Source organism: Mesorhizobium sp. ESP7-2, assembly GCF_020164715.1.
Taxonomy (GTDB): Bacteria; Pseudomonadota; Alphaproteobacteria; order Rhizobiales; family Rhizobiaceae; genus Mesorhizobium.
Window position 1 is genome coordinate 91,480 of the sequence record NZ_JAIUGQ010000002.1, and the last position, 13,135, is coordinate 104,614.

Here is a 13,135-nt window from a genome sequence, read left to right on the forward strand (position 1 = left end):
CTCGAGGACAGGAAGACACCAAAACTAAGCCAACCGGCAGGCGGTTTTCAACCTGCCTCGGTAAATGCCGGCGGTGGCTCCCCTTCCCTTCCATCGCGCGGCACGGCTATACTCCGAAATCCGCAACCCAATCTGGTGAATGATGCCGCCTGCAAAAAAGGAAGTCCGTCCGTCGAGCCGCGGAGGACGGGCGCGCACGCCTGCCTTTGTGAAAAACCTGCGGGGTGTGAAGAACTGGAAGGAAGTCAGCGATTGGCTGGAATGGCGCGGCATCGAGGATATCGAATGCATCACGCCAGATCAGGCCGGCGTGGCGCGCGGCAAGATGATGCCGTCGAAGAAATTCACCTCCAACACCTCGCTGGCACTGCCCTCGGCCGTCTTCATGACGACGATTTCCGGCGGCTATCCGGAGGACGGCAACGGCTTTCACTACCCGGAAGACGACGGCGACCTCAAGTTGATGCCGGACCTGTCGACATTGACCGTGGTGCCCTGGGAAGAAGACCCGACGGCCGCCGTCATCTGCGACCTCGTCCACCAGGACGGCCGCTCGGTCGAGTTCACGCCGCGCAATGTGCTGAAGCGAGTGCTGGCGGCCTATGACAAGCTTGGGCTGAAGCCGGTCGTGGCGCCCGAGATCGAGTTCTATCTCGTGCGCAAGAATCCGGACCCGGACTATCCATTGACCCCGCCCGTCGGCCGCTCGGGGCGCGCGATCGGCGGCGGCGCCGGCTATTCGATCGCTGGCGTCAACGAGTTCGACGAACTGATCGACGACATCTACCATTTCTCCGAAAGCCAGGGGCTGGAGATCGACACGCTCATCCACGAAGAGGGTGCCGGCCAGCTCGAGATCAATCTGCGCCATGGCGACCCGATCGAACTTGCCGACCAGGTATTCATGTTCAAGCGCACCATCCGCGAGGCGGCACTCAAGCACGAGATCTACGCGACCTTCATGGCCAAGCCGATCCAGGGCCAACCGGGCTCGGCCATGCATATCCACCAGTCGATCGTCGACAAAAAGACGGGCAGGAACATCTTTTCGGCCGAGGATGGTTCCGAAACCGAGGCTTTCTTCCATTTCATCGGCGGCATGCAGAAGCACGTGCCGAACGCGTTGGTGATGTTCGCGCCCTACGTCAACTCCTACCGGCGGCTGACGCAGGCGGCATCGGCTCCCGTCAACAACAAATGGGGCTACGACAACCGCACCACGGCGTTCCGGGTGCCGCGTTCCGACCCTGCGGCGCGGCGCGTCGAGAACCGCATTCCGTCCTCCGACGCCAATCCCTACCTGGCGCTGGCGGCCTCCCTCGCCTGCGGGCTGATCGGCATCACCAGGAAGATCAAGGCCGAACCGCCAGTGCTGACGACCGCCAACGCGGACGAGATCGACCTGCCCCGCAGCCTGCTCGAAGCCGTCGACCTGTTCGAAGGCGACGAGGAACTCGGCGCACTGCTGGGCAAGTCCTTCGCCGCCACCTATGCCGCGATCAAGCGTGCGGAATTCGAGACGTTCATGGAAGTGATCAGTCCGTGGGAGCGGGAATATCTGCTGCTCAACGTCTGACCAGTCATGAACTATCAATCCCCGATCTCGCCCGGCCGCTCCTGGTATGAGGACACGGCTGGACCACGGCCTGAATATCCGGCGCTCGACGGCGGCCGGACCTGCGATGTCGTCATCATCGGCGGTGGGTTTACCGGCCTGTCGGCGGCGGTTTATCTGGCCAAGGCTGGAGCGGACGTGGTGCTGATCGAGGCGCATCGCTTCGGCGATGGCGCTTCCGGGCGCAATGGCGGCCAGCTCGGCACCGGGCAGCGCGCCTGGGCCGAGGATCTGGAGGCCGAATATGGCCTTTCCCGCGCCAAGGCACTGTTCGATCTCGCGGAGGAGGCCAAAGCCCACCTGCTTGACTTCGCGGCCGTCAATCAGATCGATATCGACTACATGCCAGGCCAGCTTTCGGTCGCGCACAAGCCGCGCTATGTCGATGATTACAAGGCGCATGCCGAGATCATGGCCAATCGCTTTTCCTACCCGCACATCTCATTCATGGATGCGAAGGAGACGGCGGAGCGGCTGGGCTCGAGCGCCTATTTCGGCGGCACGCGCGACACCGGCACCGGCCACATCCATCCGATGAAACTGGTGATCGGCACTGCGCGGGTGGCGGCACAGGCCGGCGCGCACCTGTTCGAAGGGACGCCATCGACCGGCATCATTTCCGTCGGGGGCAAGGTCAGGGTTTCCACACCGAGAGGGACGATCTCGGCGCAGAAATGCCTGATCGCGGTCAATGCCTATGGCGGTACGCTCGAGCCGGTCAGTGCCGCGCACATAATGCCGATCGGATCCTTCATCGGCGCGACCGTGCCGCTGGGGTCTGATTCGAAAGTGCTGCCGGGGGGCGAATCGGTCGACGATTCCCGTTTCGTCGTGCGCTATTTCCGCAAATCCAGGGATGGCCGGCTGCTGTTCGGTGGACGCGAGGTCTATGGCGTCAACGATCCGAAGGATATCCACATCCACATTCGCCGCCAGATCGCGGAACTCTATCCGGCACTGAGCGATGTCGAGATCACCCATGGCTGGGGCGGTTATGTCGGCATCACTGTGCCGAGAAAGCCGTTCGTGCGCGAAGTGATGCCGAATGTGATCTCGGCCGGCGGCTATTCGGGTCACGGCGTCATGCTGTCCAACTTCTTCGGCAAACTCTATGCCGAAACCGTCGCCGGCAACCGCGACCGGCTGAAGCTGATCGAGGGGCTGAAAATTCCGCCATTTCCTGGCGGCCGCCGGTTCCGCGCGCCGCTGCTTTTCCTCGCGCTCAACTGGTTCGCGCTGCGGGACAGGATCTAATGCGTCGTGCAAAAGTGACCTGCTCGGGGAAGAACGACCTGCATCAAAACAAGATCTAAAAGTGCGTTGTATAAGTCCGTTTCGAGGCGACGTGCTTTAGGCAGAGATTGGATGGCCGTTATCCCATGCGATCACGATCTAATGTAATATTGTAATATCCATGTAACATTTGTTGCCCGGGCGACACATTGCGGAATTGCCGGCAAAGGCGCAGAATCCTTGGTAATGGCGTACTGATGCCACAATCGCGGGCGAAAGGTCCGCATCTGGGCGATTGTTCGGGGATTGTTGCGGGCCTGTCCGCGTTTTTGGACCGATGCTGATCGAACGCATGATTTGCGATATCTGATCGAAAGAACACCGGCCCGCTTATGGAGGTGGCAAGAGTGAGAGAGCCCTTCAGTTTCGGTGCTCCGGAACGTCGGCGCTTTGCCATGCAGTTCGGCTATGACATGCGCCCGTCATTCTGGCAGGGAGTCCGTTCGAACTCGCACCTGGTCATTGCCGCGGTCGGCACCGCCGCACTGCTCGGCGTTGCCGCCGTGGCACTCTGGCTGGCATTGCCGACCAGCGAGAGGCAAGCGGCCGCCAGCCCCGCGCAGAGCATTCCAGCCATTCCGGTGAAGACGACGAAAGTTCCCCCCTCGGGGACGACGGTGACTGCGGCGGCCGTGACGCCGCGGGCGGAGCGCAAGTCCAGCCAGGTCTCACCGGCCATGGCAGCGGCGGCGGTTAATATACAAGCGCTTGCGGCCAATGATCCCCGCTGGACCGGGACACAGCCCAAGACTGGTGCCGCGGCAACTGATCCCGATCAAACGGCTCCCCCAGGCCAGGTAGCCAAGCAGCCGGAGCCGGCGCCTGATAAAACAGCGGCGGCATTCGCCCAATCGTCTACCAATACAGATGCCACCGACGAGCTTGCCAAGGTTGCCGCGCCGAGCCCGCCTGCGAACAGCAGCAATCCCGATGGCGCGCAGACCGCAGCCATTCCGGAGACGCAGCCACAAGCACCGGAACAAAAACCCGCGAATGCACAAGGCGAGGATAACGCCGCCAAAGCGAAGCCGCGCAAGGTGGCAGCGGCGGGCAGCGGCCATATTCTCAGGACTGTGACCATGCGCAGTGCTCCGAAGAAGGGCGCTACCCCCATCGGCACGGTGCCTGCCCGGACTTCAGTGCAACTGATAGGCTGCAAGAAGTGGTGCGAGATCGTCTACAACGGCAAGCACGGCTGGGTGTACAAGAGCTACGTCAAGCCCGGCGCGTAATATCCGAAGATCGCCGCATTCAGATGCAGCGCCCGCCATCGACTTCCAGCGCCACGCCGGTGATGAAGGCGGCCTCGTCCGAGGCCAGCCATAGCGCCGCATTGGCGATATCGAGCGGAGTGGACAGCCGCCCAAGCGGGATCGAGGCGCGGAATGTCTCGCGGATCTCGGGCGTATCGGCGCCCATGAATTTCTCCAGCATGCCGGTCTCGCCGGCCACCGGACAGAGGCAGTTGACGCGGATGTTCTTCGGCGCGAGCTCCACCGCCATCGACTTGGTGGCGGTGATCGCCCAGCCCTTCGAGGCATTGTACCATGTGAGGCCGGGCCGAGGCCGCAGGCCAGCGGTGGACGCCGTGGTCAGAATGACGCCACCGCCCTGCCGGTCCATGATCGGCACGACGGCAAGCGCGGCGTGATAGATCGCCTTCATGTTGACTGATGTGATCAGGTCGAAGATTTCCTCATCGACCTTGAGCATGTCGCCATTACGATGGGTGAATCCGGCATTGTTGACCATGATGTCGATGCGGCCGAAGGCGCTTTTGGCCGCATAGACCATCTCGTCGAACTCGGAGCGCAACGAGACATCGGTCTGCGTCCAGATTGCCGCCGCGCCGATCTCGCCTGCGACGCGTTCCGCCCCCTTGGCGTTGAGATCGGCAACGACGACCCTGGCGCCCTCTTGCGCGAAGCGCTTGGCCATGCCTTCGCCGAAGCCTGATGCCGCACCGGTGATAATGGCGACCTTGTTTTCCAGACGCATGCGTTTACTGCTCCTTGGGTTCATCGCGCAGCTTGCATAAAAGGGCTGACAGCCCGGCCGGTGCCGCGACGGGTACGATTTCTCCCTTAGCTTTCGTCACATTCACGTTCTATGCTGCAACTGCGAAAGCTTCCGGAGTCTTCGTCCACCGACAAGCCTCCAGGTGGCGCCAGTGTCAAGCGCACGGGTGGACCCAATCAATATCAAGCGATTGGTCCTCGATGTGACACCATGGCACTGGAAAATTTAAATCGATTAGAATATATCAGCCGCGTACTCGCGACCGGCGTCAGAGCGGACAGACCATGACCAGCCAGATCATCCCCGTCGACCCCTTCGACTTCATCATCTTCGGCGGCACCGGCGACCTGTCGGAGCGCAAGCTGCTGCCGTCGCTCTACTACCGCCAGCGCGACCATCAATTCTCCGAGCCGACGCGCATCATCGGCACGTCGCGCTCGAAAATGAGCGACGAGGAATTCCAGGCCTTCGCCAGGCAGGCGATTTCGGACCATGTCAAGCCGGCCGACATCGATGCCAAGGAGTTGAAGACCTTCCTGGCGCGGCTTTCCTACGTCCCGGCCGATGCGACGAGCGGCGCCGGCTTCGACAAGCTGAAGAAGGCGATCGGCGAAAGCGACCACATCCGCGCCTTCTACCTGGCCGTGGCGCCGGCACTGTTCGGCGATATCTCGCACAAGCTCAAAGAGCACAATCTGATCACGCCGAATTCGCGCATCGTGCTGGAGAAGCCGATCGGCCGCGACCTCGCCTCGGCGCAGGCGCTCAACGACCTGGTCGGCGACGACTTCCACGAAAGCCAGATTTTCCGCATCGACCATTATCTCGGCAAAGAGACGGTGCAGAACCTGATGGCGCTGCGCTTTGCCAATGCGCTCTACGAGCCGCTGTGGAACTCCGCCCATATCGACCACGTGCAGATCACCGTCGCCGAGACCGTTGGCCTGGAAGACCGCGTCACCTATTACGACAAGGCTGGCGCGCTTCGCGACATGGTGCAGAACCACATGCTTCAGCTGCTTTGCCTCGTCGCCATGGAAGCACCGTCGTCGATGGACGCCGACGCGGTGCGCGACGAGAAGCTGAAGGTGCTGCGGGCGCTGAAGCGCATCAACGGCAACGAAGCGCCCAAGCACACCGTGCGTGGCCAGTATCGCGCCGGCGCGTCGGCTGGCGGACCGGTGAAAGGTTATGTCGAGGAGCTCGGCAAGGACAGCAACACCGAGACCTTCGTCGCCATCAAGGCCGAGATCGGTACCTGGCGCTGGGCAGGTGTTCCGTTTTATCTCAGGACCGGGAAGCGGCTGACGACCCGGGTTTCGGAAATCGTCATCGAGTTCAAGCCGATCCCGCATTCGATCTTCGGCGACAGCGGCGCGGGGCCGATCTTCGCCAACCAACTGGTCATCCGGCTGCAGCCGGACGAAGGCGTCAAGCAGTACATCATGATCAAGGATCCGGGCCCCGGCGGCATGCGGCTGCGTCAGATCTCGCTCGACATGAGTTTCGCGCAGTCTTTCGACGGCCGCGCGCCCGACGCCTATGAACGGCTGATCATGGATGTCATCCGTGGCAACCAGACCCTGTTCATGCGTCGCGACGAGGTGGAAGCCGCCTGGAAGTGGATCGACCCGATCCAGAATGCCTGGGAAGGCGCCAAGCAGGAAGCACAGGGCTATACGGCAGGCACATGGGGGCCGTCGGCATCGATAGCGCTGATCGAACGTGACGGGCGGACATGGCACGAGAGCAATTGAACAGCGCCGGCTACAACTGGAATGCCTTTGCCGACCGTCCGCAGCTGGCCTCGGCGCTGGCTGGCCGCGTCGCCGACCGCCTGACGAAGGCGATCGACCGGCGCGGGGTGGCGTTGCTGGCTGTCTCCGGCGGCACGACGCCGGCAAAGTTCTTCGCCGCGCTCTCGGCGGCGCCGATCGCTTGGGACAAGGTGATCGTGACGCTGGTCGACGAACGCTTCGTGCCGGCCTCCTCGCCGCGATCCAATGCCGGGCTGCTGGCAGCAAACCTGCTGCAGAACGCGGCCAAGGCGGCCCGTTTCGTGCCGCTCTATCATGATGCCATCGGCATCGAGGATGCCGCGGCTTCCGACGATGCGGCACTGCGATCCCTGCCCTGGCCGCTCGATGTCGCGGTGCTCGGCATGGGACCAGACGGCCACACCGCCTCGTTCTTTCCCGACGCCGATGATCTGCCGAAGCTGCTCGACCCGGCCTCCGGCCGGATCATCCTGCCCGTTCATGCCAAAAGCGCCGGCGAGCCGCGGCTGACCCTGACGCTCGCCCGCATCATCGACGCGGGTTTCCTCGCCTTGCACATAGAGGGTGAGGACAAGCGCGTCGCCTTCGACAACGCTATCGCGCCCGGACCGCGTAAGCCGATCCGCGCCGTGCTCGACGCATCGCCCAAGCCCGTGGAGGTTTTCTGGGCGCCCTGATTTCAAGTTTACAAATGGTCCCGGCAACGGCGGGAGGATGTTTCCGGGACCTCGGCTGAAAGGACCTGATGCCATGACTGCAAGACGCGATATCGAAGCCATCACCGAGCGGATACGCCAGCGCTCCAAACCGGGCCGTGAGCGTTACCTCAGCCGTATCGCCGAAGCGTCGAACCAGACCGCCAACCGGTCGGTGCTGTCCTGCGGCAATCTTGCCCACGGGTTCGCGGTGTGCAGCCCCTCGGAAAAGCTGGCGCTCGGCGCCGACAAGGTGCCCAATCTCGGCATCATCACCTCCTACAACGACATGCTGTCGGCGCATCAGCCCTTCGAGACCTTCCCGGCCCTGATCAAGCAGGCCGCGCACGAGGCCGGCGGCATCGCCCAGGTCGCCGGCGGCGTGCCGGCGATGTGCGATGGCGTGACACAAGGCCAGCCCGGCATGGAGCTGTCGCTGTTCTCGCGCGACGTGATCGCCATGGCAGCCGCGATCGGCCTGTCGCACAACATGTTCGACGCCGCCGTCTATCTCGGCGTCTGTGACAAGATCGTGCCGGGACTGGTGATCGCCGCACTGACCTTCGGCCATCTGCCGGGGGTGTTCATTCCGGCCGGCCCGATGACGACAGGCCTGCCCAACGATGAGAAGGCCAAGGTCCGCCAGCTCTATGCCGAGGGCAAGGCAGGTCGCGCCGAACTCTTGGAAGCCGAGTCCAAGTCATACCATGGGCCAGGCACCTGCACCTTCTACGGCACGGCCAATTCCAACCAGATGCTGATGGAGATGATGGGCCTGCACACGCCGGGCGCGTCCTTCGTCAATCCAGGCACGCCGTTGCGCGATGCCTTGACCCGCGAAGCGACGAAGCGGGCGCTGGCGATCACCGCGCTGGGCAATGCCTATACGCCGGTCGGGCGGATGATTGACGAACGCTCGTTCGTCAACGGCGTCGTCGGCCTGCATGCAACCGGCGGCTCGACCAACCACACCATCCACCTGATCGCCATGGCGGCTGCCGCCGGCATTGCGCTGACCTGGCAGGATATTTCCGATCTCTCGGAAGCGGTGCCGCTGCTCGCGCGCGTCTATCCGAACGGCCTTGCCGACGTGAACCATTTCCACGCGGCGGGCGGGCTCGGCTTCCTGATCCGCGAACTGCTCGACGAAGGCATCCTGCACGAGGATGTGCAGACGGTGTGGGGCGAGGGCCTGCGGCCCTACGCGGTCGAGGCAAAGCTCGGCGCCGACGGCAGCGTGGTGCGCGAGGCATCGCCTCGTGACAGCGGCGACGAAAAGGTGCTGGCGCCGTTCAACAAGGCGTTCCAGCCGACCGGTGGCCTCAAGGTGCTTTCAGGCAATCTTGGCCATGCCGTTATCAAGACTTCGGCCGTCAAGCCGGAGCGACGCGTCATCGAGGCGCCGGCCAAGGTGTTCGATAGCCAGCAGGGGCTGAACGACGCTTTCAAGGCCGGTACGCTCACCGGTGATTTCATCGCCGTCATCCGCTTCCAGGGGCCGAAGGCCAACGGCATGCCGGAACTGCACAAGCTGACCACAGTGCTCGGCATCCTGCAGGACCGCGGCCAACGTGTCGCGCTGGTCACGGACGGGCGCATGTCGGGCGCCTCCGGCAAGGTGCCGGCGGCGATCCATGTGACGCCGGAAGCGGTCGAGGAAGGACCGATCGCGCGGATCCATGACGGCGACGTCATCCGCCTCGACGCCGATGCCGGGACGCTGGAGGTGCTGGTGCCAGGGACCGAAATGGCGCTGCGCCGCACCGCCGAAGCCGATCTGATCGGCAACGAATTCGGCTTCGGTCGCGAGCTTTTCGCTGGCTTCCGGCAGTTGGTGGGCCGCGCCGATCACGGCGCCAGTGCCTTCGGAACCGCCTGACGCATTCCATGCGACATGAAAAAGGGCGGCTCGTGGCCGCCCTTTTTGCTGGTCGAAATCGCAATCCTCATTGCACCGTCAGTTCAACCCGCTCTCCAGCCTTCACGGTCACGGTGCCTTCCTTCTTGCTGTTGTCCGCCTTCTCCGAGATCACCGCGTAATCGCCAGCCGCTATCGCGGCCTGATACTTCTCGTCATAGGCGTAGCCGATCGACTTGCGATTGCCATTGATGTCCTTCTTCGTCTCGAAAATCTCGATCTTGGAGGTGCCGGGCGCCGTGATCGCCAGCACGCCGGCATTCATGGTGGCCTTGAGGTCCTGGAACTCGCCGACCTTGACGCTGAAAGGCTGTTCCACGACCGCGAGGTCAACCGTCGCGATCAACACATAGTCATCGGGCGGCAGGTCGAACTTGCTGTCGGGGCCATAGGCATACGTGACCTCGTCGCGGGTGCCGTCGATCTTCTTCTTGGCCTTGACCACCTTGAAGCCGATGCCTGAACCATCGGCCTTGTCGCCTCCGGCCGCATAATAGGCGTTGGCAACGACATGGCCGACGCCGACGATGATGTCCTTGTCGACCACCCTGCCGGCAGCGAGTGGAATTGTTTCGGTGACCACGCCCTGTCCGATCGTGACGGTCACTTTCTGCTCGCCGGCCGGCAACACGACTTTCGTGTCTCCATAATAGGTCGGGGGGTTGTCGACGCCCGGATAGGCGATCACGACAGCCGCCCCGCTGGCCACATCGGCACCTTGGCTGGGGCGCGGATGCAGGATGAGCGTGCCGGCATTCAAGGTGAATAGCGGCCTGTAGACCTGGCCTGCCTCGATCTTGAGCTTCTGCTCCACCTTGGCCTCGCCGTCGCGCGCGACGATAACGTAGTCGCCCGGTTCCAGATTGGCTTTGTAGTCGCCGTATTCGGTGGTGATGTTGTCGCCGCGCGTGCCGTCCGATTTGGCCTTGTAGACTTCCCAGGCATTGCCGTCGGTGACGGGATCGCCGCCCTCGGCCAGCACCACGGTCGGCATGAAATTGAACTCGGGCTTTGCCGGCTCGGGCGCTGGAGCGGGGGGCGGTGCCGGCTCGGGCGCTGGTGCCGCGACGGTCTCGACCAGCGCTTCCTGCAGCGCCTTCTCGTCGGAAGCCTGGATGTATTTGCCGCCGGTGTTGTCAGCGAGACAGGCGATCTGCTTGCCTTCGTCGGCGGTCAGGCCGAAGCCGACGACGTCGGCGGTGAAATCGACGCCGGACGCCTTCAACTCCTTGCCAAGCGCACAAGGGTCGCCGCCGCAGGTTTCGAGCCCATCGGTGATGAGGACGACGGTCGCCTTGTCCTCGGTGTATTTCAGCGCTTCGGCCGCCTGCTTGACGGCTGCCGTCAGCGGCGTCTTGCCGAGGAATTTCATACTGTCGGCGGCTGCCGAGATGGCGCTTGCCGAGCCAGGCTGAGGGGGCACGATGAGCTGGATGTCGTCGCAGCTGCCTTTCTCGCGATGGCCATAGGCCATGAAGCCGATCTCGTCGTCCGCGGGAACCGATTGAAGCACGGTTCTCAGCGATTCACGGGCGATTTCCAGCTTGGGCTTGCCATCGATCTGCGCCCACATCGATCCCGACGCGTCGAGGATGATGATGACCTTGTTGGCGGCAAAGCCGAATGTCGTCATCGACAAAAGGAGGATCGCCGCAGCGACGCTCCGTGCAAGTCCCGCCATCGAAATCTCCTGAGTTAGCCCCCTCGTCCGCCGGCCGAAGCTATTTGAGCGCGTGCCGGGACACAAGCCACCGCTGTCAACGAAGCTCGCACAGGCTCCCGCGTACCAATTCAGTAGGTCGTGCGGCGCTCTTCCGAGGGCGGGCGGCCAAACTGCAGCCGATAGCTCTGGGCAAAATAGGAATGCGAGGTGAAGCCCGTCGCGATCGCCACGTCGAGGATCGGCATGTTGGTCTGACGCAGCAATTCGCGCGCCCGCTCCAGCCGCAGCCGCATGTAGTAGCGCCCGGGCGTGACGTTGAGATGGCGCAGGAACAGCCGCTCCACCTGGCGCACCGAAAGGCCTGCGGACTTGGCGAGCTGTACCGCCGACAGCGGCTCGTCGAGATGATCGGCCATCAATTCGACGATGCGCCTGAGCTTCTCCGACTTGCCCGTCAGGTCACGCTCCGGCCCGACGCGCTGGCGGTCCCCGGCGGAGCGGATGCGCTCGTGCTGGAACTGGTTGGCGACGCCATTGGCGAGGTTGGAGCCGAAATCGCCACGCACGATCTCCAGCATCAGATCGATAGAGGTGGTGCCGCCGGCGCAGGTGTAGCGTTTGCGGTCGATCTCGAAGACATTGCCCGTGCAGTTGATGTCGGGAAAGCGCTCGACGAAGCCGGCGCGGTTCTCCCAATGGATGGTGCAGCGATAGCCTTCGAGCTGGCCGGCCTCGGCCAGCAGGTAGGATCCGACCGACAAGGCACCAAGCGCGTTGCCGCGCCGGCCCCAGCTGCGCAACGCCGCCAGAACCTTGCTCTTGCCAGGAAATTCGGTGGTCAGGCCGACCGAAACGAAAAGAATATCGACCGGCGGCAGGTCGGCGACAGCGTAGTCGATCTTGAGCGGCAGGCCGTTGGAGGCCATCACCGGATCGCCATCGGCGGAGACCGTGGTCCAGCCATAGAAATCGCGGCCAAGCAGGCGGTTCGCCGACCGGAACGTGTCGATCGCGGCGGCCAAGGAGAACATGGAGAACTTGTCTACCAGCAGGAATGCGAACTGCCGGCCGCCTTGAACGGGATCATTCGTGACCGGCCGTTCCGGGGAAACAGAGGGATTCGGCAAAGCTGCGGCTTTCAGGGTCAACCCGGGCTCAGAAGGAAGGCCGCTTCAATCCGGCCGCAAGGTAGGCCGAAGCTAACGTATTGGCCATCAACATGGCAATGGTCATCGGCCCGACACCGCCGGGTACCGGCGTGATCGCGCCCGCCGCCTTGGCCGCTTCGGCATAGGCGACATCGCCGACGAGGCGCGACTTGCCCTCGCCCTTCTCGGGGGCGGGAATGCGGTTGATACCGACATCGATGACGGTGGCGCCGGGCTTGACCCAGTCGCCCCTGATCATCTCCGGCCTGCCGACGGCGGCGACAAGGATGTCGGCCGTGCGGGCAAGCGCCGGTAGGTCCTTTGTGCGGCTGTGGGCGATGGTGACCGTACAGTTGGCGGCAAGCAGCAGATTGGCCATCGGCTTGCCGACGATGTTGGAACGGCCGACAACGACGGCGTTGAGGCCGGACAGGTCCTTGCCGCGCACGCGCTCGATCAGGAGCATCGAGCCCGCGGGCGTGCAGGGAACAAAAGCCGTGTCGAGTTCGCCGGTGCCGAGCTTGCCGACATTGATGAAATGGAAGCCGTCGACATCCTTCTGCGGCGCGATCGCCTGGATGATCTTGCCGGCATCGACATGGGCGGGCAGAGGAAGCTGGACTAGGATGCCATTGACGGCCGGGTCGGCGTTGAGCTCGGCGATGAGCTTGAGCAGTGCCGCCTCGGACGTCTCGGCCGGCAGCGTGTGCTGAAGCGAATGAAAGCCGCATTCCTTTGCGGTGCGGGATTTGGAGGCGACATAGACCTGGCTCGCCGGATCCTCGCCAACGATGACCACGGCCAGACCCGGCTTGGCCTTGCCCTTGGCGACCAGTTCGGCGGTCAGCGCCTTGACCATCCGCACCACGTCTTCGGCGACGCTCTTTCCGTCAATCACTTCGGCCATGAACCACCCTCAATTTCGTTCCGCCTGCCGCCTTCGGAAAAACACAATACAGCGGCGCCGGCGATCTGCAGCGCGGCATTGTCACGAAAATACAAGCCC

10 protein-coding genes are annotated in these 13,135 nt (G+C 63.4%); 6 read left to right on the forward strand and 4 right to left on the reverse strand.

Annotation, left to right across the window (positions count from 1 at the left end):
* Window positions 1-139 precede the first annotated feature (139 nt).
* The 3 genes from LB543_RS02805 to LB543_RS02815 all read left to right on the forward strand — a co-directional run bounded on the left by LB543_RS02805 (window position 140) and on the right by LB543_RS02815 (window position 4,140).
* On the forward strand, window positions 140-1,576 hold the full coding sequence (locus tag LB543_RS02805) for a glutamine synthetase family protein (protein ID WP_181183054.1): 1,437 nt from the start codon (window positions 140-142) through the stop codon (window positions 1,574-1,576).
* Between the two features lie 6 nt (window positions 1,577-1,582).
* Window positions 1,583-2,869, forward strand: a complete 1,287-nt coding sequence (locus tag LB543_RS02810) for an NAD(P)/FAD-dependent oxidoreductase (protein ID WP_224612977.1) — start codon at window positions 1,583-1,585, stop codon at window positions 2,867-2,869.
* A gap of 386 nt (window positions 2,870-3,255) precedes the next feature.
* A complete protein-coding gene (locus tag LB543_RS02815; protein ID WP_224612978.1) occupies window positions 3,256-4,140 on the forward strand; it encodes an SH3 domain-containing protein in 885 nt (294 codons plus the stop codon).
* Between the two features lie 19 nt (window positions 4,141-4,159).
* On the opposite strand, the gene LB543_RS02820 is transcribed toward LB543_RS02815, so the two are convergent.
* Window positions 4,160-4,906 (reverse strand): SDR family oxidoreductase, encoded by a 747-nt coding sequence (locus LB543_RS02820; RefSeq protein WP_224612979.1) that lies wholly within the window; start codon window positions 4,904-4,906, stop codon window positions 4,160-4,162.
* Between the two features lie 305 nt (window positions 4,907-5,211).
* On the opposite strand from LB543_RS02820, the gene zwf reads away from it, so the two are divergent.
* The 3 genes from zwf (at window position 5,212) to edd (ending at window position 9,279) form a co-directional block, all read left to right on the forward strand.
* On the forward strand, window positions 5,212-6,684 hold the full coding sequence (gene zwf / locus LB543_RS02825) for a glucose-6-phosphate dehydrogenase (RefSeq protein ID WP_140758936.1): 1,473 nt from the start codon (window positions 5,212-5,214) through the stop codon (window positions 6,682-6,684).
* Complete coding sequence (gene pgl / locus LB543_RS02830) at window positions 6,666-7,382, forward strand: 6-phosphogluconolactonase (RefSeq protein WP_224612980.1); 717 nt, start codon at window positions 6,666-6,668, stop codon at window positions 7,380-7,382. The genes zwf and pgl overlap by 19 nt, the downstream gene beginning before the upstream one ends.
* A gap of 73 nt (window positions 7,383-7,455) precedes the next feature.
* Window positions 7,456-9,279 carry a phosphogluconate dehydratase gene (gene edd, locus LB543_RS02835; RefSeq protein WP_224612981.1) on the forward strand — a complete coding sequence of 608 codons (1,824 nt, stop codon included), beginning with the start codon at window positions 7,456-7,458 and terminating at the stop codon, window positions 9,277-9,279.
* A 67-nt stretch (window positions 9,280-9,346) separates the two neighbouring features.
* On the opposite strand, the gene LB543_RS02840 is transcribed toward edd, so the two are convergent.
* From LB543_RS02840 to folD, 3 genes are all read right to left on the reverse strand, one after another.
* A complete protein-coding gene (locus tag LB543_RS02840; RefSeq protein WP_224612982.1) occupies window positions 9,347-10,999 on the reverse strand; it encodes a vWA domain-containing protein in 1,653 nt (550 codons plus the stop codon).
* Between the two features lie 110 nt (window positions 11,000-11,109).
* Entirely contained in the window at window positions 11,110-12,108 is a 999-nt protein-coding gene (locus LB543_RS02845; RefSeq protein ID WP_140758972.1) for a GlxA family transcriptional regulator, read from the reverse strand.
* Window positions 12,109-12,136: 28 nt separating this feature from the next.
* Window positions 12,137-13,036 carry a bifunctional methylenetetrahydrofolate dehydrogenase/methenyltetrahydrofolate cyclohydrolase FolD gene (gene folD, locus LB543_RS02850; RefSeq protein WP_224612983.1) on the reverse strand — a complete coding sequence of 300 codons (900 nt, stop codon included), beginning with the start codon at window positions 13,034-13,036 and terminating at the stop codon, window positions 12,137-12,139.
* Between the last annotated feature and the right edge of the window lie 99 nt (window positions 13,037-13,135).